The organism is Rhodohalobacter sulfatireducens (assembly GCF_022012475.1).
GTDB lineage: Bacteria > Bacteroidota > Rhodothermia > Balneolales > Balneolaceae > Rhodohalobacter > Rhodohalobacter sulfatireducens.
Genome location: NZ_JAKLWS010000008.1, coordinates 71,033 through 94,837, shown reverse-complemented (window position 1 = coordinate 94,837; position 23,805 = coordinate 71,033). Strand labels below are relative to the sequence as shown.

22 protein-coding genes are annotated in these 23,805 nt (G+C 42.4%); 14 read left to right on the top strand and 8 right to left on the bottom strand.

Translation table 11 applies throughout. The features are described from left to right. Window positions 1-175 precede the first annotated feature (175 nt). The 12 genes from gcvT (at window position 176) to L6773_RS08420 (ending at window position 12,271) form a co-directional block, all read left to right on the top strand. A complete protein-coding gene (gcvT, locus tag L6773_RS08475; protein ID WP_237853443.1) occupies window positions 176-1,270 on the top strand; it encodes a glycine cleavage system aminomethyltransferase GcvT in 1,095 nt (364 codons plus the stop codon). 19 nt (window positions 1,271-1,289) lie between these two features. Next, the gene (locus L6773_RS08470; protein WP_237853442.1) at window positions 1,290-2,027 is read left to right on the top strand and encodes a 2-phosphosulfolactate phosphatase; all 738 of its coding nucleotides are present in this window, start codon (window positions 1,290-1,292) and stop codon (window positions 2,025-2,027) included. Continuing rightward, window positions 2,020-4,509, top strand: a complete 2,490-nt coding sequence (locus L6773_RS08465) for a DNA translocase FtsK (protein ID WP_237853441.1) — start codon at window positions 2,020-2,022, stop codon at window positions 4,507-4,509. The genes L6773_RS08470 and L6773_RS08465 overlap by 8 nt, the downstream gene beginning before the upstream one ends. Next, a complete protein-coding gene (locus tag L6773_RS08460) occupies window positions 4,493-5,119 on the top strand; it encodes a LolA family protein (RefSeq protein ID WP_237853440.1) in 627 nt (208 codons plus the stop codon). The genes L6773_RS08465 and L6773_RS08460 overlap by 17 nt, the downstream gene beginning before the upstream one ends. Continuing rightward, a complete protein-coding gene (locus L6773_RS08455; RefSeq protein WP_237853439.1) occupies window positions 5,119-6,117 on the top strand; it encodes a lysylphosphatidylglycerol synthase transmembrane domain-containing protein in 999 nt (332 codons plus the stop codon). Before L6773_RS08460 ends, L6773_RS08455 begins: the two co-directional genes overlap by 1 nt. A gap of 112 nt (window positions 6,118-6,229) precedes the next feature. Further along, window positions 6,230-7,957, top strand: a complete 1,728-nt coding sequence (locus L6773_RS08450) for a hypothetical protein (RefSeq protein ID WP_237853438.1) — start codon at window positions 6,230-6,232, stop codon at window positions 7,955-7,957. 6 nt (window positions 7,958-7,963) lie between these two features. Then, window positions 7,964-8,173: an HU family DNA-binding protein gene (locus L6773_RS08445; protein ID WP_237853437.1), complete on the top strand. Its 210-nt coding sequence runs from the start codon at window positions 7,964-7,966 to the stop codon at window positions 8,171-8,173. After that, window positions 8,163-9,374 (top strand): SPOR domain-containing protein, encoded by a 1,212-nt coding sequence (locus L6773_RS08440; RefSeq protein WP_237853436.1) that lies wholly within the window; start codon window positions 8,163-8,165, stop codon window positions 9,372-9,374. Before L6773_RS08445 ends, L6773_RS08440 begins: the two co-directional genes overlap by 11 nt. An 8-nt stretch (window positions 9,375-9,382) precedes the next feature. Then, window positions 9,383-10,108 (top strand): MotA/TolQ/ExbB proton channel family protein, encoded by a 726-nt coding sequence (locus L6773_RS08435; protein ID WP_237853435.1) that lies wholly within the window; start codon window positions 9,383-9,385, stop codon window positions 10,106-10,108. Window positions 10,109-10,135: 27 nt separating this feature from the next. Then, on the top strand, window positions 10,136-10,513 hold the full coding sequence (locus tag L6773_RS08430; RefSeq protein WP_237853434.1) for an ExbD/TolR family protein: 378 nt from the start codon (window positions 10,136-10,138) through the stop codon (window positions 10,511-10,513). A gap of 5 nt (window positions 10,514-10,518) precedes the next feature. Continuing rightward, on the top strand, window positions 10,519-11,349 hold the full coding sequence (locus L6773_RS08425; protein WP_237853433.1) for an energy transducer TonB family protein: 831 nt from the start codon (window positions 10,519-10,521) through the stop codon (window positions 11,347-11,349). 238 nt (window positions 11,350-11,587) lie between these two features. Continuing rightward, entirely contained in the window at window positions 11,588-12,271 is a 684-nt protein-coding gene (locus L6773_RS08420; RefSeq protein ID WP_237853432.1) for a hypothetical protein, read from the top strand. 199 nt (window positions 12,272-12,470) lie between these two features. Here L6773_RS08420 and L6773_RS08415 read toward each other — a convergent pair whose 3' ends face one another. The 4 genes from L6773_RS08415 to L6773_RS08400 all read right to left on the bottom strand — a co-directional run bounded on the left by L6773_RS08415 (window position 12,471) and on the right by L6773_RS08400 (window position 17,644). Further along, the gene (locus L6773_RS08415) at window positions 12,471-14,930 is read right to left on the bottom strand and encodes a glycogen/starch/alpha-glucan phosphorylase (protein WP_237853431.1); all 2,460 of its coding nucleotides are present in this window, start codon (window positions 14,928-14,930) and stop codon (window positions 12,471-12,473) included. Window positions 14,931-15,075: 145 nt separating this feature from the next. After that, entirely contained in the window at window positions 15,076-15,942 is an 867-nt protein-coding gene (gene ispE / locus L6773_RS08410) for a 4-(cytidine 5'-diphospho)-2-C-methyl-D-erythritol kinase (RefSeq protein ID WP_237853430.1), read from the bottom strand. Window positions 15,943-15,955: 13 nt separating this feature from the next. Beyond that, window positions 15,956-16,213 (bottom strand): SemiSWEET transporter, encoded by a 258-nt coding sequence (locus tag L6773_RS08405; protein ID WP_237853429.1) that lies wholly within the window; start codon window positions 16,211-16,213, stop codon window positions 15,956-15,958. Window positions 16,214-16,228: 15 nt separating this feature from the next. Further along, window positions 16,229-17,644 carry a CCA tRNA nucleotidyltransferase gene (locus L6773_RS08400; protein ID WP_439653428.1) on the bottom strand — a complete coding sequence of 472 codons (1,416 nt, stop codon included), beginning with the start codon at window positions 17,642-17,644 and terminating at the stop codon, window positions 16,229-16,231. Between the two features lie 153 nt (window positions 17,645-17,797). Between L6773_RS08400 and L6773_RS08395 the strand changes: the two genes are divergently transcribed. Continuing rightward, on the top strand, window positions 17,798-18,733 hold the full coding sequence (locus tag L6773_RS08395) for a cation diffusion facilitator family transporter (RefSeq protein WP_237853427.1): 936 nt from the start codon (window positions 17,798-17,800) through the stop codon (window positions 18,731-18,733). 67 nt (window positions 18,734-18,800) lie between these two features. Here L6773_RS08395 and L6773_RS08390 read toward each other — a convergent pair whose 3' ends face one another. The 3 genes from L6773_RS08390 to L6773_RS08380 all read right to left on the bottom strand — a co-directional run bounded on the left by L6773_RS08390 (window position 18,801) and on the right by L6773_RS08380 (window position 20,570). Next, window positions 18,801-19,109 (bottom strand): type II toxin-antitoxin system RelE/ParE family toxin, encoded by a 309-nt coding sequence (locus L6773_RS08390; protein ID WP_237853426.1) that lies wholly within the window; start codon window positions 19,107-19,109, stop codon window positions 18,801-18,803. Then, window positions 19,091-19,327: a hypothetical protein gene (locus tag L6773_RS08385; protein ID WP_237853425.1), complete on the bottom strand. Its 237-nt coding sequence runs from the start codon at window positions 19,325-19,327 to the stop codon at window positions 19,091-19,093. The genes L6773_RS08390 and L6773_RS08385 overlap by 19 nt, the downstream gene beginning before the upstream one ends. Window positions 19,328-19,571: 244 nt before the next feature. Further along, window positions 19,572-20,570 (bottom strand): sugar phosphate nucleotidyltransferase, encoded by a 999-nt coding sequence (locus tag L6773_RS08380; RefSeq protein ID WP_237853424.1) that lies wholly within the window; start codon window positions 20,568-20,570, stop codon window positions 19,572-19,574. A 387-nt stretch (window positions 20,571-20,957) separates the two neighbouring features. Between L6773_RS08380 and L6773_RS08375 the strand changes: the two genes are divergently transcribed. Beyond that, a complete protein-coding gene (locus L6773_RS08375; RefSeq protein WP_237853423.1) occupies window positions 20,958-22,541 on the top strand; it encodes a UDP-N-acetylmuramoyl-tripeptide--D-alanyl-D-alanine ligase in 1,584 nt (527 codons plus the stop codon). Between the two features lie 83 nt (window positions 22,542-22,624). Here the strand turns inward: L6773_RS08375 and dinB are convergent, their stop codons facing one another. Further along, window positions 22,625-23,725, bottom strand: coding sequence for a DNA polymerase IV (gene dinB / locus L6773_RS08370; protein ID WP_237853422.1), 1,101 nt, complete (start codon window positions 23,723-23,725; stop codon window positions 22,625-22,627). Window positions 23,726-23,805 lie beyond the last annotated feature (80 nt).

Genomic DNA, 23,805 nt, shown 5'->3' with positions numbered 1-23,805 from the left:
GTGATTAGATTTTAAGATTGGTTAACTTGGAGCAAGAAAAGATCAACAACGAGACGTTTCGACAATATTTAAGATCTGAAATCAGAGATTCTTACTACCATATTGCCAATGACATTAAAAATATGGTGTCTAATTAAATTTCAACGGAGTTAGCAGTATTATGCAAACCAATACCATGACTAAACAAACCCCCCTTCACTCAGAGCATGAGAATCTTGGCGCAAGAATGACTGACTTTGGCGGATTTGAAATGCCTGTACAATATGCCGGAATAAAACAGGAGCATAATGCCGTCAGGAAACATGCGGGCGTTTTTGATGTATCACATATGGGCGAGTTTTTTATTTCCGGCCCTGATGCACTGGCGCTCATTCAAAAAGTGACCATTAATGACGCCTCGACGCTGGAGCCGGGAAAAGCGCAATACTCAGCCATGTGTTACGAAAATGGAGGAATTGTTGATGATCTTTTGGTTTATATGTTGCAAGAAAATGAATATATGTTGGTTGTAAACGCTTCAAATATCGAAAAAGACTTTGATTGGATTCAGAGTCATCATGATATGGATGCAGTTGTAGAAGACCGTTCTGATAATATGGGATTGATTGCACTGCAAGGCCCTAAATCTGTAGATATTCTGCAGAAACTGACGGATACCGATGTAGAATCCATCCGGTTTTACAGGTTTGAAAAGGGAATTGTAAGCGGCCAGGAAGATATCATTATTTCAGCCACCGGATACACCGGGGAAAAGGGATTTGAATTATATGTAGACATTGAAAAAGCAGATATCATAAAAATCTGGAATGAGATTTTGGACGTTGGAGAAGAGTTCAACATTGAACCCGCAGGACTGGGAGCGAGGGATACATTGCGTCTCGAAATGGGATTTGCTCTTTATGGAAATGATATCAACAAAGATACGACCCCGATCGAAGCAAGAATGAGCTGGCTGACAAAGTTCGATAAAGGAGATTTTATTGGCAAAGAACGGTTGCTTCAGCAAAAAGAGGAGGGAGCCACCCGAAAATTAATGGGCTTCGAAGTTCAGGAGAAGAGGAAAATACCACGATCCGGATACGAAATTCGGGATAATTACGGATCAAAAATTGGTTTTGTGACGAGTGGAACACATTCTATCTCTTTAGATAAAGGTATTGGGATGGGTTATCTGAAAACGGAAAAAGCCGTTGAAAGCGAAAAAATATTCATAAAGATCAGGAAAGATCAGGTTCCGGCTCTCGTCGTTAAACCACCTTTTTTAAATTGATAAATAAGTATTATTGCAGATGGTAAATATTGAGACTATAGATGTATTTTACTCATTACACTCCTTCCAGGAAGATGAGTTAAGGGATAAAACAGTTGTAATTATAGATGTACTTCGTGCGTCTTCCACCATAGTAACAGCCTTTATGAATGGTGCCAAAGCCATTATTCCTGTAGGCGATATGGGTGAAGCAAGTAAGATTGCACAGAATGTAGATTCAGACAATTACCTGCTTTGCGGTGAAAAAGACGGCGAAAAAATTGAGGGATACGATCTTGGTAATTCGCCGCTCGAGTACTTGAAAGAGATTGTAGAAGGCAAAAACCTGATCTTTAATACAACTAATGGCACCAAAGCCATCAAAAAATCATTGGGTTCTTCCAAAACCTATATCGCTTCTTTCCTGAATGTGAGTGCTATTGTAGATGAGCTGAAAAAGCAGGAAAACGAGATTGTTTTGGTATGTGCAGGTTGGAAGGGTCGATTGGCATTTGAAGATATGTTGCTGGCGGGCAATATTATACATTTACTGTGCAATGGCAGCTTACCGAATGGCTCGCGAGATGGTGCAAAAGTTGCATTTGGTTTATACGATAAATTTGGTGATGATATATCTACAGTAATTCACCAATCAAATCATGCAACGCGGCTTAAGGATATCATCGGTACAAGTGATATTGATTATTGCTGCCAGGTTGATATAACCGATATGCTTCCGCGACTTAAAGAAGGGATGATTACCCTTACTGATGGCTAAAAAAGGTTCAAATACGTTGTTTCAAGGCTTCGACTACTCCCGAAAAATGGAGGTAACCGGAATCCTGATCATGGCAATCTCTGTGCTCCTGTTGCTCAGTATTGCCTCTTACCACCCCGATGACTATGCTATCGTGCAATCGATCTCATACGATAGTTTGCTGCAGGTAGACCAGGGGCCGGCGCTTCGAGTAAATAATTGGCTGGGTGTATTCGGGGCTTATATCTCCTACTTTTTTGTCAGTACTCTGTTCGGATATGTAAGCATTTTAATTCCGGTCATTATCTTTTCCATTGGATGGATTGTACTCAGGCAGGAATCCATCAGCGAGATGGCATGGACGGTTGCTTATGGTCTGTGGATGATTTTTCTTTTATCAACAACGGCAGGTTGGTTCTATAACCGTTACGAAGCATACTCTGCAGCCTGGAGTGGGAACTCTGGGATCTATTTTTCAAGCATACTGCAGAACCTCACAGGCATTGGATCGATCATTATCCTTTTTGTTCTCCTGTTTGTGTCTCTCTTTATTTTGATTGATCGCGATATCCAAAAAAGTATTGATCGTATACAGGGGTGGTCTCCGAATTTCTCTTTGGATTTCCTGAACCGATTGAAACCCCAAAAGAAGGATAGTCCACAGCCACAATCTCAAACCCAAACACAACCTACAACAAGGGTAGAGCGCCAGCGAAGGGCCGAAGAGGCTCAGAAGAATTCCTCACAACAGAGAGAAGAGGAGCGGCGCGAACGAACGATTGATGAAATAGTTGAGCAGTCGCAGGAGAGAGATCGCAAGCGGGAGCTGGAACGGAAAAAAGAAAGTGCCGATCTTGAAAATAAACCACCAAGAGCGGTTCTTGAACGGGCAACTGATTCAGAGGTCGATCCCAATTCAGAGGATAATGATGTTGAAATTTCGGTGATTGTAGGTGAAGGCGATGAAGAGGCAAGTGCAAAAGAGTTAGATCGAAAGAATAAGCAGAAAGCAAAAGAAGTTCCCGTCATCAAATATAAATTCCCGCAGGTGGATCTGTTGGACTCTCCGCCCAACGAAGGGAATGATGTAGATCTCGAGGAGATCAAAATAAACAAGAAGATTATTCTCGAGAAGCTGAAACGGCACAAGATCGAGATTCTCAGTATCAACGCCATTGTGGGCCCTACGGTTACGCTCTATGAAATTGAGCCCGCACCGGATGTGAAAATCAGTAAGATTCAGAGTTATGCAAACGACCTGAAGATGGCAACAGCGGCTCATGGATTACGTATCATGGCCCCGATTCCGGGCCGATCTGCCGTAGGAATTGAGGTTCCAAACAAAACACGTGAGACGGTTTATATTAAAACCGTTCTGAATACCAAGAAATTTGTTGAGACCGAATTTGCACTACCCATTGCGCTGGGTAAAACTATTGAGAACGAAGTGTATATGGTGGATCTCAACAAAATGCCTCACTTGCTGATTGCGGGGGCTACGGGGTCGGGAAAAACGGTTGGAATCAACACAATCATTACCTGCTTGCTCTATAAATGCCATCCCGATGACTTAAAGTTTGTACTCATCGATCCGAAGAAGATTGAGCTATCGCTTTACCGGAATATTCAAAATCACTTCCTGGCATTTCTGCCCGGTTCTGAAGAACCGATTATTACCGATACGGATACCGCTCTTGAAACGCTTCAAAGCATCACAAAAGAGATGGACGAGCGTTATGATCTGCTCAAAATGGCGATGGTTCGTGACATTAAAGCTTACAATAAAAAGTTCGACAATGATGAGCTGGACGAAGAGCTTGGTCACAGGCATCTTCCCTACATTGTAGTTGTGATAGATGAGCTGGCCGACCTGATGATGACCGCAGGTAAACAGATCGAAGAGCCGATAGCCCGGATTGCTCAGCTTGCAAGGGCCGTTGGAATTCACCTGGTAGTGGCTACGCAGCGTCCATCTGTAAACGTAATTACAGGAACAATCAAGGCTAATTTTCCGGCGCGAATGGCTTACCAGGTAGCTTCAAAAGTGGATTCGCGTACGATTTTGGATACCGGTGGAGCCGACCAGCTTGTGGGAAGTGGTGATATGCTTTTCTCAAACGGGGCGGGAATGACTCGTATACAGAACGCCTATGTATCTACGACGGAAGTTGAGAAAATTACATCCTACATCGGAAACCAGAAAGGATATAAAAAACCATTTCACTTGCCTGTCATTGAAGAAGAGGAGCCCGGAATTCCCGATCCGCTGGATGAAATTGACGAACTGTTTAAAGAAGCTGCCAAGCTTGTAGTTTTGCATCAGCAGGGATCTGTTTCCTTACTGCAGCGAAAATTAAAAATCGGTTATAACCGGGCAGGGCGAATTATCGACCAGCTGTACAATGCCGAGGTTGTCGGGCCGTTTCAAGGAAGTACCGCGCGTGACGTGAAAATTTCTGAAGAGGAAGAACTGGATGAGATATTTGATGAACTTGGTATTTAAACAGATTACGATTCTGCTTCTGATGGTTGTACTTGCCCCGGCACTTGGGGTTGCACAGGATACACCTCAATTTGAACAGTTGAAGCAAAAATTTGAGGATGGCCTGGTTTTTGAATCCGATTTTATCCACGAATACAACGATACTTTCACAGGTGATCAACAAATTACTGAAGGAAGGATTTGGGTTGGGAAAGAACAGTATAAAATGAGAAGTGGCGAAAGTGTCATGCTTGTTGATGGCGAGATCTCAAAAGTTTACGACAGCACAAAAAACAGGGTCATTACAAGCGATTATATTGAAGAGGAAGACGATTTTGCACCCTCAAGGATGCTCCAGGGTGTGGATGATTCCTACTCTGTTGAAGAGCAAAGTGAAGAGAATCAAACCGTCATTGAACTGACCTCGGACGATCCCTTCTCAATCTTTATGAGTGTGTCTATCTTTTTGAATCCCTCCGGTATTCCAACCCGTATTGTTGCGATCGATCAGGTTGAAAACGAGCTGGTTACAACGTTTAACGAAGGCTCATTCATCCAAAAAACTCCTGAAATATTTCAGTTTCAGTACCCCGAAGATGCAGAGGAGATCGATTTACGCCACGATTCCTGATGAAGTCAAAGCTCCTGAAAATTACCGGTTCTGTACTAATAGGCGGACTCTTTCTCTGGCTGGCATTTCGAAATGTTCAATTTGCAGAACTTTGGGATAAAATTTCGGATGTTACGTTTTACTGGCTTCCACTTTTTTTGATTGTATTACCTCTGAGCCACTATTTACGGGCCGAACGCTGGCGGTTGCTTTTGGTTGATCACGGGCAGAAAATCAATCGAACTACTCTTTTTGCAGGTGTGATGCTGGGATATGTAGTCAATACGTTTGTGCCTCGGCTTGGTGAAATTTCAAGGCCGGTTTATGTGGCAAGAAAGGAGGGAATCAGCAGCGGAAATCTAATCGGCACGATTGTAGCCGAACGGTTTTTCGATTTGTTAACGATGTTTTTTTTGATTGTAGTGATCTCATTTTTGCTCGTCAGTGATTTTGAAATACTTCAGACCGTATTTGGTTTAGAAAACTGGTCATGGAAACAATATATCTGGATTCCGATTGTATTCATTATAATAGGGATCGGTATGATTCTGTTTTACAGGTTTATGATATTCTTAGATCAGAAACAAATCATTGAAAATCCGGTGCTTATAAAGGTTATCAATGCTGCCAAATCGTTTGGTGAAGGGATGATATCTCTCCGGCGAATTAAGCAATGGCCGGCTTTTTTGTTATACACAGCCGGAATATGGACCGGCTATATTTTTATGACCTATTTGCCGTTTTATATGATGAGTATGCAAGACGTCTACGGACTTACATTCAGCGATGGTATTGTTATCACCATCGTTTCATCATTAGGTGTAAGTGTTCCGACTCCGGGTGCCGTTGGTTCTTATCACCTTTTTATTCAGCAAAGTTTACATTTATTATACGAGGTACCGCTGGTTGAAGCATTGACATATGCTACGGTGACTCATGCAGCAACAATTGCAACCGTATTGTTAATTGGCCCACTTTCGTTGTGGTGGGATAAATATTACACACTTAAAAACGCCTGATACGGATACTTGTTAAATTTTCAGTGAACAAATCGTATCTTTAAAAGTTATATATTCTAAAAGCTCATATTTGAAGCAAATTTGTTTAAAAGCCTACAGAATCATCTCAATTATGCAAAAAGGCATTATCTTTGGAATCCTATTATTAACCTCCCTTTTTTGTGTGAGCCCGGTTTTTGCCCAGCAAGCTCAAAGTGAACAAGATCAGTCATTGCTGCCGGATATCAATCCACAGGATATTGAGATTCGAAGTCAATTCCAGGCACGTTTTCCCGGCCTTCGTCGCCAGCCGATTTTAGGTTTCAACCCCCGCCCGAGAGTTTTCCAGATCGATCCAAATCGAATGCCGTTTATTGAAGATGAAGAGACGGTTGTAGCCAATCTCCCAATCGGCCAGCTGAGCCGGCCAGATCCGCCTGACTATGATATGCTTGACTATGCGATGCCCAAAAATGCATTTATACGAGCCGGAGTGGGTAGTTATATCACCCCGGAAGTGGATGCATTTGCAACAGCTAAATTGAGTGAAAGTAACTGGATTTCAACGGATATTCACTTCACATCTTCCGACGGACACGATGAATCAGTTAACACGTCGTACAGGTTTGCAGATGCAAAACTCAAGTCATTTAATCGAATTTCTGATCGCACCAACCTGATAATAAAAGCCGGTGCAATTTCCGATTTTAATCACCAACTGCAATTAGATACCGATGTTGAAGAATTGCTGGATACGAATACAAAAATCACCCGGCTGGGTTTTAAGGGCTCGGCAGATGTTGAGGTTGCATCTACTTCCATGTCCGGTACAACTGTTTCCGCAAGTGGCTTTTTTGATGAATATTCCACAACGTCCGGTTTGAGTGCGTTTGAGGAAACCGCTACAGAGGCGGGAGGAACCTTTGAAGCTGACTATTCCCGTTTGGGTAATAACCTGTATGAAATTCATTCTTTAAATCTTCAAACTGAAATTGGTTCAACAAGCCCTCTTTTCTCAGATAGTTATTCATGGTCCGTAAACACACTCTCGGCGAGTTATGAGCGACTTTTTAACTATAAAACGGATGTCCAGGTGAGCCTTGGAGCCAGCGGTGTTACCGATGCCGTAAACGATTTTACCGTGTACTTCTCCCCGAAAGCCCAAATTAAGCATACCCTGTTCCGGGGTCTGGAGATAAATTTGGAAGCGTCTGCTGCACCTTCCTATCAAACCTATTCAGATATAAGAAGCGAAAATCGGTTTTTTAATGTAAATTCTGCGATAGAACACCAGTATGAAATGCGGGCACTGGGAGAACTGGAGATGGAACCGTTTGCAGGAACCAAAATTGTAGGCGGTGCTTCTTTTCAGGATATTAAAAATTATCTCTATTATAGCCGTGAAAGTGAGCCGATGGAAATAGCAGACATCGATGCCGGGTACTATACTGCGCAGTTCCGGGATGCCTCAATTTTTAAAGTTTATGGCGGCTTTACGCAGGATTTGAAAGCTGATGTGCTCTGGTTTAGTGCCGACGGTTACTGGCAAATTCCAACGCTGTCAAATGATGATCGTATTCCGTATACAGAAACGGTCGGAATTAATGCAGCTCTATCTTTACGAGCCAAAGACAATCTGCTGCTGGAAGGATGGGGAGAGTTTGCAGGCGGCAGGAAAGATCACATTGGAGATAGTATAGATTCTTATTTCTTGATTGGCGGACGTTTTGAGTTATCTTTAACCGATCAATTCGGTGTCTACGGCAAACTTGTTAATTTATTGAACGACAATTATGAACTCTGGCAAGGATACGAGGAACGAGGGTTCCAGGGCTTTGTTGGTTTGACGTTTCTATTTTAGAAATTTATGAACAGAGAATTCTTAATAGCTTTTAAGGATGTAATGAGGGAGCAGTTTGTCAACAAAAATCGTGTTGAGTTGGAGGGATTAGGGCAATTTGAAGTTGTTCACAGAGAACAACATCAGAGAACATTCGATAATGGAAAAGTTGTCATGATGCCACCGGAAGATGTTCTTGAATTTAAATCAAATATCAGAATCTCTTATGACAATTGATAGAAAGCAGCTTGTTGATCTGCTGGTTGAAAAAACCAGCATGAACGAGGAGGAAATTGAAGCTCAATTAGATCAGCTAATTGAGCGGATTTTAGATGCTGCAAAACGGGGTAAAGCGTTAGAGATAAAAGAGTTTGGCCATTTTTACTTTGATGAAGAGGGCGAGCTGCGATTCGATCCGGCCGATGAATTAAGTACCGAAATAAGCTTTAAGTATGCAGGAATGAAACCTGTTGAGCTAAAGCCAAAAAGAAACACCTCTATTTCTGATGCTGATGAAGATATTGAAGAAAAGATAGATAAAGGCTCGGTAGAAGTGGACGAGGATCCATTTGCTTCTTCATTTGAAGAACCTGAAGCACCAAAAGAAGAAATCAAAAAAACTAAGAAGGCTGAAGAAGAAGCCCCTTTTGATTTAGATGAGGATGATGAAGGCAGTGAAGGAATAGATGAAACTGATGAAGATACTATCACGGATCCATTTTCTGATGAAGCTCTTAAACCACTTGAAGAACCGGTAGCAGAGGAAGAGGAAAAGCGAACTAAATTAGAAGATATTAAACCCGTTTCAAGGGAACCTGTAAAGAAAAAAGATAATACAGGTGTATTTATTCTGATCGCCATTGTAGTGATTGCAGTTTTGATCGGCGGCTATTTTTACTATATCGGAACACAATCACAAAGTTCAGTGGAGACAGCTCAAACCCCGGTATCCCAAATGGAACCGAGTTCAGACGATAATGATAGCGAGGCCAATGCATTAGATCCGCCTGAATCCCAAACCGGTGATCAGGAAACGGGATTAAATCAAGAGATGACTGCCGATAACCAAGCTTCTGTGGAACAACCAGGGGCGAATCAAGGTACAGAAAGTGAAGTGGTATCGAATACCGGGGTTTCTGCTTCTGAGACCGATCAAGCCATTTACGGATTGAACGGTTCAGTTATTGAGGAAGCTAACAGCGGGTACTCCATCGTTGTCCACTCATTCAGAAATGAAAGTAATGCACAGCAAGCTGCCGAACAGCTTCGTGCTGACGGTTATCGAGTAATTTTATCTTCAAGAACGGTATATGAGAACAATGTTTGGCGCGTTAGTGTAGGCCAGTTTGAAACACTTGGTGATGCACAGCAAGCCACAACTCAATTACCTACACCATATAGTACTCAAAACTTCATTCAAAGAATACGTATCAATTAACAACCTTCATGAATATCATCTACATTTTCCTACTCCAGGCTCAGACCACTGAAGCCGATACACTTGCTGAAATGCTCCAGGAGGAGTCTACCATGTCATTCTTCGACATTTTATCCCAGGGCGGCCTTCTGATGATTCCACTTTTCATTCTCTCCATCCTTGCGATATATGTAATTGCCGAGCGTTGGAGAACACTTGAAAATTCAAAAATGGATATCAACCAAACCCTCAACAGTATAGAAACACTGTTAAAATCGGGTAGCCAGGAGCGTGCAATTCAATATTGCGAACAGTTTGATAAACCACTTGCAAGAATCTTAAAAGCCGGTATTCGGCGATTGGGACGTCCCATCAGCAATATTGAAGATGCGATTCACAACGCCGGTAAAAAAGAGATCTATCTTCTTGAAAAGAAAATGAATTGGCTGGCGACGATTGCAGGTGTTGCCCCACTGATCGGTTTTACCGGTACCGTAACAGGTATGATTCGAGCATTTATGGATATACAATCACTCCAGGGAAATGTGAATCCAAGTGTTTTGGCCGGGGGGATCTGGGAAGCTCTTATTACAACCGCCACCGGTTTGGTTGTGGGTATTATTGCTTATGGTTTCTACAACTATCTGCTTGGAAAGATCAATCGGATGATTTTTGAGCTTGAAAATGCTTCAGCTGATTTCGTGGACCTTTTGCAGGCACCTTCAAAGAAAAATCGTCAAGGCCAGGAGGTATAAATGAATTTTCGTGAAGACCGGAATGTCATGGAACCTCTTTCCATGTTTTCCCAATCCTCTTTAACGGATATCATACTTTTGCTCCTGATTTTTTTCCTGTTAACCTCTTCATTCGTTACAAATTTTGGAATCAGGGTGAATGTCCCACGGGCAGAATCGAGTGTGAGTTCACAGGCTCAGCAAATTTCCGTAGCAGTAACCCCGGAAGGAAACTTTTTTGTGGATGGAGAGCAGGTTGATCGCATCTCGCTATCGAATGCAATCAGACAGGCATATCAGGAAAAGCCTGGTGCTTCGTTAGTAGTACGTGCCGACCGTGATGCACGCGTGGATGACGCCGTTCGCGCAATGAATATCGGGAAGGCTTTGAATATGAATATTATCATGGCGACAGAGAGAAATTAAAATGTATGCTGGAATGGATTAAAAGCCATATTGACGAGGAAGATCGTTTTGGAGTTGGAATAACAGCGGCAATCCATATTGTTATTCTGATCATCGCGATACTTTATACGATTGAACCAGATATGAACCGTGCCGCATTCATGGAGGTTACTCTTGGAGAGTTTAGGAGCGGTACGCTTGCTCAGCAGTCTGAGGTTCAAAATGAGCAAGTTGCAACCCGGCCAAATCCCTCCGAAGTGGAACCGGAAGAAGTGGATCCTGAGATTACTCAGCCTGCCGAGACGCCCCAAAACCCGGTTGAGGAAACCACGAAACCTGTAGATCTGCCTGACCAGGAAGAGGAGATCCCGGAAGAAGAGACAGTAGAAACACCGGAAACAGATGTGATCAACCCTGAGAATGAAGAGGAGACCGAAGAAGTGGTTGAGGAAGTAGTGCCTCCGCAAACACAAGAAGACGAACAAATTGAAGAAGGTGTTGAAGACAGTGGAGATGAACGGGGAATATCCGGTGATCCAAACGTGGATCAAGGTCCCGGAAATACACCCGATAAGTCTGCTCCCTATGATCTGCAATGGGAGGGAGAATTAAACCGAACCCCGATGGTGCAGCCGCTTCCGAATAATCAAACAAACGAAGAAGCTGTCATTACCATCCGGTTTGAAGTACACCCGGATGGCTCACTCGGACGAGTCATACCCCTCAAAAAAATGAATCCTGAACTGGAGCGCGAAGTGATGCGAACTCTTCGAAGCTGGCGTTTTTCTCGTCTTCCATCAGGAGTACCCCAAGAACCTCAATGGGGTACCATTACGTTTAGGTTTGTCCTGGAGTAACTTTATCGAATGGTATAAGTTGCATGTAGAATGGTGCAAGCGTCCTCGCTTGTGCCTGAAACCTTATTAAGTTCACTCTTCTCTACTCGTTCCGATGCCCCACATCGGAACACACAAATCCGATACTCAACTACCGGTTTATTCGCTTTTCTAAGTTGGCGCTAATGAATATTCACAAATATTGTAAGGATTTCCTCATTTTCGGTTCATACAAATAAACCTAATAATGAAAAAAACTATGAGTGAATTTAACGAAGAATCTTCTTTTGGAAATCATGAAGAACCTGAAATCTGGGATGAGTTTCAGTGGGAAGAATTTATGAGAGAGGCCGATAAACGTACAGAAAAATATTCGCAACTTTTTGAAAAGTACCTGGATCACCCGGATCGGGATAACATCATCGCAAAAAAGATGGGGTGGGATCATCTGTTGGATGAAACGGAAGATGATGACAAATGGGATGAATTTTTGGATGTTGACTTTATAGAAGAGGGGGAGGAATGGAAACAATCGACAGGCTTTGAATCTTATGAAATCAACAGCCTCGAAAATCTGCCTGTTTATCAGTTAGCGTATGAATTTTCGATTGACTGTATAAACCTCATTGAAAATCGGTTTGAGAATGAGAATGATGAGTCGATCCATCTATTTGCAAGATCGGTTATCATACCTCCGGCTAAAATCACCGGTGGGTTTGGAATGGGATTCGAATTGGAATCCTTAGGCGGTAATATTGCAAACTGTAAACGAGGCCTGAATGCTGCTAATCGCATGCTGAAGGCACTTCAGCAGTTGAGAAATAAAGATTTACTTGACCAGGAAACCTTTCAAGAGTTTTATGAGCGGGGAAAGGAAGTTCGTGATCACCTGGGAATATACATTGTTGAGCTGCGGGAACGTTTTAAGAGGAAAATTCCATAGAGAGAGTGAGGCGTTTGGCAGTGCAAACAGTTAGATTCGATTTGCCTTTTACAGCTTTAGTGATTCCTTAATATGAAGCAGGGCTTCAGAATTGCCTACCGAAGGTTACCTTCGGTAGGAGTAAAAAAGTTTCAGTAAAAGAATTCTCTGAAGTAGGAGCCGTCAGACCGCTTGGAGCGGTCAGACGGCTAAAAGCTTATCAACGATCAACCTCTACGCGCCAGATCTCTTCGGCATAATCCCGAATCGTACGGTCGGAAGAAAATTTCCCAACACGAGCCGTATTCAAGATCGCTTTTCTGTTCCATTCATCCTGGTCTTTATAGAGTTCATCCACTTCGGCTTGTTTGTTGATATACGCTTCATAATCAGCCAGAACAAGGAAATAATCACCCTTGTTAAGTAAGGAGTCCACAATTGGGTGGTAAAGCTCTTTATCATCATTAAAGAAGCCATCCCGAATTTGATCGATCGCTTTTTTGAGTTCGGGATGTCCCTCATAATACTCCCAGGGGTTGTATCCCTGGTGACGGAGTTTGTCTACGTCATCCACAGTTTTTCCAAAGATGAAAATATTTTCATCTCCAACCTCCTCTTTGATCTCCACATTCGCTCCGTCCAGGGTACCAATGGTAAGTGCACCGTTGAGGGCAAACTTCATATTACCGGTACCGGATGCCTCAAACCCGGCTGTTGAGATCTGCTCGGACAGGTTTGCGGCAGGAATCATTTTCTCAGCGAGTGTAACGCTGTAATTTGCGAGGAAGATGAATTTCAGCTTGCTGTTTACTTCGGGGTCGTTGTTGATTTTCTCACCAACGTCGTTCATCAGTTTAATGAACAGCTTTGCCATTGTATAGCCCGGCGCTGCTTTTCCTGCAACGAGAATCGTGCGAGGAACAATATCCAGGTCCGGATTCTCTTTGATGCGGTTATACAATGTAATGGCATAAAGAGCTAGCATGAACTGACGTTTATACTCATGAATCCGCTTAATTTGGATGTCGAACATGGAGTTTATGTCAACATCAATATCTCGCTTCTCTTTAATGTAATCCGCAAGGTGTTGTTTATTTTCCTGTTTGATTTCAACAAATTTTTCAACGAAGTCTTGGTCTTTAGCGAACTCCTCAATCTGTCTCAGTTGATCCAAGTGTGTCACCCAATCTTCACCAATCTTCTCGGTTATCAGGTCTGAAAGCCCACGGTTGCACTGTCGCAGCCATCTGCGAGGTGTAATACCGTTCGTTTTATTGGTGAAGCGCTCGGGGAACATCTCATAAAAATCACGGAAGAGGGTTTTCTTCAAAAGATCGCTGTGAAGTGCAGCTACGCCATTTATTTTTCGAGATCCAACAATTCCAAGATGCGCCATATGAACGACGGGGTCTTCACCCTCACCAATAATCGACATTCGGCTCACTTTGCCACGGTCATCACCCGAACTTGCCTGTACTTTCTCAAGGAACCGGCTGTTGATCTCATAAATAATCTGGAGATGTCGTGGAAGAAGATTTCTAAGCAGGGATACAGGCCATTTTTCAAGTGCTTCGGGGAGTAAAGTATGATTCGTGTAGGCCATCGTTTCTGTTGTAATATCCCAGGCTGTGTCCCAGGGGAGGTCCTCTTCATCCACCAAAAATCTCATCAGCTCAGGAATAGCTAGGTTTGGATGAGTGTCATTACACTGAATGGCAATTTTATTCGGCAAGTTTCTCCAGTCATCTTCTGTTTTTTTGAATCGCCGTAAGATATCCTGCATGGATGCGGCAACGAGGAAAAACTCCTGTTTCAGACGAAGTTCCTGCCCCACGAACACTTTATCATTTGGATAGAGAACGCGCGAAATATTTTCATTCAACTGCGTATCCCGAACGGCATCAATGTACTGACCCTGGTTAAAACTCTTCAGGTCGATCGAAGAGGAAGAGGTTGCTTTCCAGAGGCGCAGGTTATTGACCACATTGTTCTTAAAACCGGGGATTGGTGTGTCGTAAGCTACTGCGAGTACATCATGTGTGTTTTGCCATTCGAATTGCAACTCGCCATCTTCATCATGGTAAGCATGCGAATTTCCATAAAATGGAACATCATACTGAATCTTCGGGCGGACAATATCCCAGGGATTTCCATATCTCAACCACAGATCCGGTTTTTCAACCTGGTATCCATTTTGGATAGATTGATAAAAAATTCCATAATCATAACGAATTCCATAGCCTGTAGCCGGAATTCCGAGTGTTGCCATGGAATCAAGAAAACAAGCTGCAAGGCGGCCTAAACCCCCGTTACCAAGTCCGGCGTCCCACTCTGTGGTTCGGATTTCATCATAATCCAGTCCAACATCTTCCATCGCTTCTGCGGCTACATCCTGGAGTCCGAGATTAATGAGCATATTGTCCAGGAGTCGCCCAATCAGGTATTCCATCGAGAGATAGTACACACGCTTTACATTGTCATCATAATATTGCTGCTGTGTATCAATCCATCTCTCATGTAATCGATCCATAACCGCCAAAACCACACTGCGGTAATTATCCCACTCTGTTGCGGAGAAGGTGTCTTTTGAGAGTGTATATTTAAGATGCTGTTTTATATCCTCCCGGAAAGAATCGATATCCATTCCGCTTCGGGGGTCAATATTTTTCTTTTTTGTCATGTAATTAAACGTTTAAATCATTTTAAATTTTTTTGAATGTCATTCTGAATCAAGTTCAAAATGACATCCACTAATTTGTAATCTCTTTAGGTTCAAATAGCACAGGCCATAAGCTAGCGCTGTTATAGTTTTCAAATATAATACTTCAAACTTCCTTTAAATAAATTCCGTGATCGGGCGTGAATCCGGGTTTTGTTAAATTTGTAGCAAATCCAAGCTTATGAAACGACTCATACGCCTGAATTGCAACAAAATCCTGTTCAAAAATCCCAAAAACTGAAGAACCGCTTCCGCTCATGGCTGAATAAGCCGCACCAAAATCATAAAGTTGATCTTTGATGTTGCCTATCAGGTGATTACGGGCGATAACGGGAGGTTCCAAATCATTCTGCAGAAGATATCGCCACTCCTCCAATTCCTCCTCTGTTAAAATTCGTTTGATAGAAAATTCAGGGTTTGGGTTCGGTTCACACTGCTGGTACGCTTCTGCTGTAGATGATTCGAAATCAGGGTAGACAGTCAGGATCCACCCATCAGGTTGAATATCCATGGGTTCAATTTCATTACCCAACCCCGTTCCAAGACCAGGTTTCCCTTTTACAAAGAAGGGGATATCTGCCCCGAGATCCCGGCTCAGATCAATCAGCTCATCGCTTGAAAGACCGGTTTTTTCCAGTTTATTTAAAATGCGAAGTGTTAATGCAGCATTGCTGCTTCCACCACCCAGGCCGGCACCTGCAGGGATATTTTTTTTGACATTAAATGAGTAGTGATTAGTCAATCCTATATAGCGATCGAAGGCATTATACGCCTGCGTGATCAGATTTCTTTCATCAATAGGAATAGATGGGTTGGAGAGAGTCAAATCGTAGGAATTACTCTCATTTACTTCAAACCGATCATTCCATTCAATAAAACAAAATCCGGTTTCGATGCTATGATAACCGGTTGGCAGGCGCTCCAAAACATGAAGTCCAAGGTTTATTTTTGCGTATGAGTTGGCAATCCACATAAAACCGATCTGATTACTCTTTAAAGCTTAATTTAAAATACAGAATACTTGATGCCAGAATCATGGAAACAACATTTGTAAGAATGATCGGCATATCCTGAATCATAATTCCATAGGTAAGCCATAATACGATTCCCGTGCAAAAAACTGAATACATGCTCAAAGAGAGATCTTTGGCTGATTTTGTCTTCCAGGTTTTAAGAGCTTGAGGAAGGAAGGCAATTGTAGTACAAAATCCGGCAGCTAAACCGATAATTGTGTGGTAATCCATAAATAGTTGAAGAAGTTAATCTTTCTTTTTGAGAAACTGATCTTTTATTTGAAGTAGATATTGATAGGCTTCATCATGATTGTTTGCAATTTCCCCGTCTAAGATAGCATTTTTTATGGTCTCTTTTACTTCACCCACAATTGGCCCGGGTTCTACATCCAGGGTTTCCATAATTTCTTCACCACCGATGGGATTTTTCCATTTTCGGATTCGGTCTTTCTCCTCCACCTCTTCAATTTTCTTTTCAACCCGATCAAAATTTTGGAGATATTTTTGTACTCGCCATTCATTTTTACTGGTGATATCTGCACGACATAAGGTCATCAGGTCATCAATTTCATCCCCGGCTTCATAGATTAATCGTCGTACTGCACTATCGCTGACTTCATCAGATACAAGTGCAATTGGGCGCAGGTGGAGACGAACCAGTTTTTTTACATATCTCATACGCTCATCTAGGGGGAGACCAAGCCGCCTGAAAATTCGCGGTACCCATTTTGCCCCGACGGCATCGTGTCCATGAAAAGTCCACCCTGTTCCTTTAATGAATTTCTTTGTTACAGGCTTGGCGATATCGTGCATGATTGCCGCCCATCGAAGCCATAGATTTTCGCTGACTTCGGCAGTATTATCCAGAACCTTTAGAGTATGCCAGAAATTGTCTTTATGGCGCTGCCCTTTTTTCTCATCTATCCCCTTCAGATTCACCATTTCAGGGAAAAATTGGTTTAACAAATTGGATTTCATCAAAAGTGCAAACCCTATGGAGGGTGTGGGGGCCATCACGATTTTATTCAGCTCATCGATGATTCGTTCTTTAGAAATGATGGATAACCTTGGGGCCATTTTTTTGATGGCATTCATCGTTTCATCCTCAATTGAGAAATCCAATTGAGTGGCGAATCGAACAGCTCGCATCATCCGAAGGGGATCATCGTCAAAAGTTTTTTCAGGGTCGATAGGCGTGCGAATGATCTCATTTTGAAGATCCTGAATGCCTTCAAAAGGGTCATGAAGAACTCCAAAAGAATCAGGATTTAAACACCACGATAGTGCATTAATTGTCAAATCGCGGCGAAGCTGATCATCTTCGAGTGTGCCGTCTTCCACAATAGGTTTACGTGAATTCCTTCGATAACTTTCCTTGCGGGCACCCACAAATTCAAGATCCATATCCCCATATTTCACCTGGGCGGTTCCAAATTGTTTAAATAACGAAATAGTGGATGTATTCAGCTTTTCGGCTACTTTTTTGGCAAGCTGGATACCCGAGCCTACTGTTACAAAATCGATATCTTTGGTTTCTGAATCCCGGTTTTGCAGGTAGTAATCACGCACATACCCCCCAACTACAAACACTCGTTGATCTAAAGAGTCCGCAGCTTCACCTATAGTTTTAAAAATTGTTTTATGTTTCTCTGGAATATCGATCAAAGCAATTCAATTTTTTGTTAGCTTGTAAAAATAAAAACATTCAACGAAGCATTCAGAACTAATTAGGGTTTAAAGTTTCAGTCAAACTTTAAAGTTCAAATCTTTAATTTTAATTAACGATTACCATCTTCAATATAGAATCAAAGAGCGATGTATAATCAAAATCGTGCCCGGAAGGCTCTGACGATCAGTTTTCTGATCTCATTTTTGTCACTCTGTGCAAAGTTGGTTGCTTATTATTTAACAGATTCCACGACGGCCATGTCTGATGCGGCAGAGTCTGTGGTACATGTATTTGCCGTTGGTTTTGTGTTATACGGGTTTTTTCTGAGCATGAAACCGGCCGATGAAGATCATCTCTATGGTCATGAAAAGATCGAATTTTTATCGGTTGGGGTTGAAGGTGCTGTAATCATTCTCGCAGCTTTCTCGATACTCTACCTGGCTATACAAAACCTTATATTTGGCTTTGAACTCCAGAATTTGGGTATGGGGATGTACCTGGTTGGCTTAGCTGCAACAATCAACCTGGTATTGGGTCTTTACCTCCGAAAAGTTGGTGAAGAGGAAAATAATGTTATCGTAAAAAGCAATGGAAAGCATGTTTTAACCGATGTATGGACCAGTGCGGGCGTCATCATCACACTTCTGCTGATTCAGTGGATTGGATGGATCTACCTTGATACGATTGTGAGTATTTCCATTGCACTATTCATCTTTTATGAAGGTTTTAAGCTCATCAAATATTCCGTAAAAGGAATTATGGATACGCGTGATCCGGAGGTTCATGATGCATTGTTAGCAATTTTGGAAGATGAGTTGCCCGGCACCATAAGCAGTTGGCATCATCTTAGGCATCGCACCTCCGGTCAAACAACCTGGGTTGAATTGCATGTTGAATTCAAGCCGGATGTAAGTCTTAAAAAAGCCCATCATGATGCTACGATTCTGGAACGAAGGTTAATCGATGCCATTCACAGTGATGCGGTTGTTACCCTCCATCTCGAACCCGAAGAACCCCACGAGGACATTCACGATGTGCTTAAAGGAGCCAACAAGAATCGGGATCTGGATGATTTTATTTGAGCGAGGAAGCCATCAATACATCAAATAAGCAATTCACAAGTAATGATGTTAACAGTATATTCTATTTCTATGATGTAAGTAGCTTATAAAGTTTCTTCGGATCTTGCCTGTTATCCCAAAATGCCGTTATGATAATCTTATCATCGAGTACTTTGTAAAATATACTGTAATGTCCTAATGATGCGACTCTGGTTCGTGGAAAATCAGCTTTTCGACCAGAATAGGGATGTTCAACCAAGTATTGAATACGTTCTCTTGTCAGCCTTATAAGTTTAATGGAATAATCAGCAGAGTTTGTCTTATCAACCCAATAGGCAAGTATAGAACGACGTTGTTTGGCGGCAGTCTTAGTCCATGTTACTGAGCGTTCAGCCATGAAAGATCTTCTTTGTCCAACTCATCCTGAGAAATTGTTTCATCCTTTTGTAAATCTATTTCACTCATCTCGAGCATCATTTTTTGCTCCTTTGTTAATGATACATTCTCAGATTGTTTTTCTACTGAATCCAAAAGCTGATCGATTGCCGACAACACTTCTTCATTTTTTGTCGATAAAATTTTATCGATTAATCGATGTTTTAACGGGTTATCCATAAGTGATAAAGTTGATGATAAAAATTTGATAAAATGCGGCTGACAATAACCACATAATATTTTAATGAAATGCTGGGCTATTTACAACGAATCGTCTAATAGTTGTGGCTGGCGATTCCCTTTTTCGCTTGCCGAATAACCTTAGAGTATCGTCCTGAGTATTGCGACTCAAATACAATTCGGTAGCTACCGAAAGATCGGGACAGTCAAGATGGACCTAACAGCCAAAGAACTTATTAATCATCTACCGCTGCTTAATAATGGAGTGATCCCCAATGTGAAACGTGCCCTTCGCTCGCTTGGTTTGAGCGTGCTTACCGATGGTTGATTTCTCAAGATCGGAGTTTTCGATGGTGGCCTGCTCCTGGATAATCGAATTTTTAATGGTGCTGTTGTGAATGGTTGAACCGGCTTCGATACTCACGTTCGGACCAATTTCACTACCGTTGATATCTACATCGTCTCCAATAAATACAGGCGGATGGATGATGGTATCCTCGTAAGAATCGTAATCATGCTTCTCTTTCTTTAAGATCTCGCCGGTGGTTTCGAGCCATGCGGGCAGAGTACCACAATCAAGCCACTCATCAACTGTAGCTTTTTTGAATACTTTGCCGTCTTTCAACAGGCGATCCAGCGCGTCAGTCAGCTGATATTCATCGCCATGGCCGGTCACTCTGTTTTCCAACAGGTACTCAATCTCTTTTTGAAGGTCATTTCCTTCTTTGAAATAATAAACGCCGATAATGGCAAGGTTTGAGATTGGTTCGCTGGGTTTTTCAACGAAGTCGGTGATTTTGTTTCCCTCATGAACAGCTACACCAAACCTTGACGGATCTTCAACTTCTTTCAGCCAGATTACGCTGTCCGCATCCTCAACAGATACTTTGTCATATGAGTCAAAAAGAGTATCCGCAAAAACGATGATGACTTCACCGTCGAGATCTTCCTTTGCCGAGTAAACGGCGTGTGCAGTTCCGAGAGCCTCGTGCTGTACACGGAATGTAGCTTTGGCATTTTGTCGATCACTCATTTTTTTTAGTGTATCTTTGATCTCCTGGCCAAAATCGGGCCCGAGTATATAAACTATCTCATCAATAGTTCGGTCGAGTGTGCGGCCAAAAGTTTCCACGATCCGTTCGACAATCATAGTCCCGGCAACGGGTAATAATGGTTTGGGGGTTGTGTGAGAATGAGGCCGAACCCGTGTTCCTCTGCCGGCCATAGGGATAATCAATTTCATGCGTCAAATAGTTTTTTTGATTTGCGGAAAGCCAAATTTAAGTGAAAACTTTCCGGCTGATTTTTCGTTCAGTTATGAAACATCTTCTCGCAGATGTTTTTTATATCTTATACATTCATTTAATTGTAAGGTTGTTCAATTAACACCTTAAAAGGTTCAAGTAAGTAACTTGAACCATCTTAGCATCCCGACACTTCGGGGTGCAAGTTAGTACCCAAGCATGGCTAATATAAAGGATTAAGGAATCTAATTCGACCTGCTAATAATCTATTAATCTTCGATTTACAGAATTTGGAATTTTATACGCTACTCGTAAACGGGTTTGTTTTTTTGTTAATCGCTGTTTTTATCCGTCACTCAATCTATCGTCTTAGATACCACCTGCAGATGTTCCAGCAAGTTGGTTATAAAACCCACGAATTTAGGCAGTGGTTTTCTACACATCTATTTTCGAAAGGAGTTACGATAGAGCATCTGCTGTTCAATATTGTCATTTTGGTGATGGTGTACCTTTTGGCCGACCGGGTTACGCTCACGTCAGGCGCAATTATCATGGGCACATTTGCGCTGTTTTGGTTCACAAGTACATCAAGATATCGGGAAGAAAAGGAGAAGAAGCCGCTTGTCTTTACAGCAAGAATGTTTAGACTGTCGATACCTATCGCAATTTTTCTATTCTTTCTGTGGTATGTTTTACTTGATTTAGGATACCAGGTATTACGATTACGCGATTTTGCTGAACCGTTCGTAGAGCTTGAGCCATATTTTATGAGTTTTGGAATGGTTTTAGTAGATATGCTCATTCCCGCTTTTGTATGGATATTTGGATGGGTTCTTAAACCGGTTGAAATCTATATTCAATACGGATTCAAAAAGCAGGCTAAGAGAAAGATTGCATCACTTCCGCATCTGAAAGTGATTGCGATTACCGGAAGTTACGGGAAAACCAGCACCAAATTTGTAATTGATGCATTCCTGAAAGAGCGGATGAGCGTATGTACTACACCCGGAAGTTATAACACTCCGATGGGAATTTGTAAAGTGATAAACAATCAGCTTGAGGCATCTCATAAAGTGCTCATCCTGGAAATGGGTGCTCGCTACGAAGGTAACATCAAAGAGTTGTGTGATCTTGCCCAACCCGATGTTTCAGTGATTACAAATGTAGGTATTGCTCATCTCGAAACATTTGGCTCTCAGGATGTCATCGCTTATGAGAAAGCAACATTAGCCAGGGAGTTGAAAAAAGAGGGAACACTCGTTTTAAATGGAGATGATCCGCTCGTCAGAAAAATGTCGGAACTTCGCGAAGACGTGAAAACTGTTTTTGTTGGGAAAGATGGGGCAATTCGAGCATCAAATATTCAAACCGGACCCGAAGGCACCTCTTTCTTGATGGAATGGTACAACGAAGATGGAGAGTTGGTCGGGAACGAGAAAGTGACGACAAGGCTATTGGGCCACCATAACATCCAAAATATGTTGTTAGGGGCAGCTGTAGCCAGAGAGTTTGATATCCGTTTGAAAACCATCGCTCTTGCAGCATCAAGGTTGGAGCCGGTTGAACATCGTTTAGAATTGAAATATCGGGACGGTTTTGTAGTCATTGATGATGCGTTTAATTCAAACCCCGTGGGTGCAGCTAATGCGGTTGACGTGCTAAGCTCATTTCAGCAGGGCAGAAAATTTATCATAACACCGGGAATGATCGAACTGGGTGAAAAAGAAGCAGACAAAAACGAGGAGTTTGGGAAAAAGATTGGAGAATCCGAGGTAGATGTGGCGATCCTTGTAGGAGAGGAGCGGACCAAACCAATTTTGAGAGGAATTCAATCAACTGAAAAAGGAAGTGACAAAGAGGTGAGGATCGTCAAATCGCTCTTTGAAGCCAACGATTTGCTGAATAGTGAAGGACAGAAAGGGGACGTTGTTCTGTACGAGAATGATTTGCCGGATACGTATAATTCGTAGCAATGTACATCGGGCAGCTTGCCCGATAATAAAGAACCCTTTTCCAGGTTTAAAAATAACGGCCAGGCTGACCGTCGTACAGTTCAAAACCCCTCAAACGGAATCTCAAGCTGTTTCCCAATAACTCCGCTTTTTCTCAAGTTCAAACTGGAAACGGAGATCCCCAACAAGCGAACCTCCCGCGCACCGGCTTCGGTCTCTTCCAATAGTCGAATTGCGACTTCAGCCAGCTCATTTGCATCATCTGTGTAATGATGAAGTGTGTAGCTCCGTGTAACTGTCTCAAAATCTTCATAACGAACTTTTAGGGTGATGGTTTTACCCGCAGCCCCAATTTTCTCCATCGATTGAGATATCTTTTCGGAAAGCTCGGTCAGGAACTCACGAATCCATTCGAGGTCGGAAACATCTTCAGAAAATGTACGCTCCTTGCCAATCGATTTGCGTGTTCGATCTGTTTTGACACGCCGTTTGTCAATTCCCCGAACAATTCTATAGTAATGATGACCGGATTTCCCAAACTGTTTCACCAAGTCTACTTCATCCCACTCTTTTAAATCAGCCCCGGTTCGAATACCCAGCGATTCCATCTTCCGTTGAGTAGCTTTGCCAACCCCAAAGAACTTCCCGATCTCAAGCTGTTCGATGAATTCTTCAGCCTTATCCGGAGTGATAACGCTGAGTCCATCCGGCTTATCCAGGTCGGATGCTATTTTTGCGAGAAATTTATTAAAGGCAACACCGGCAGAGGCGGTCAAACCGGTTTGTTGCTTAATCTGCTTTTTGATGCGGTCTGCAATCAGTGTAGCTGATGGAATCTTCTTGTGATTTTCCGTCACGTCCAGGTAGGCTTCATCCAGCGAGAGCGGTTCAACGAGATCAGTATACTCAAAAAAGATTTCCCGGATCTTTTCAGAGACCTCCTTGTACACATCGAATCGTGGTTTTACAAAAATGGCGTGTGGACAAAGTTTCACCGCTCTGGCAGCCGGCATCGCAGAATGGACGCCATACTTTCGAACTTCGTAACTGGCCGCAGCCACAACTCCTCTGCCTTGGGGTGAACCGCCTACAATTACCGGCTTATTCCTGTATTGCGGGAAATCTCTCTGTTCCACGGAGGCATAAAACGCATCCATATCCACGTGGATGATTTTTCGGATATGATCTTCTGAAATTTCCATAAAAAAAATTAACCTGTTCTACAGGAATAAAAAGATAAAATTTGTACCTTTGTGCTTGTAAATGAAAGATAATTCAAAAA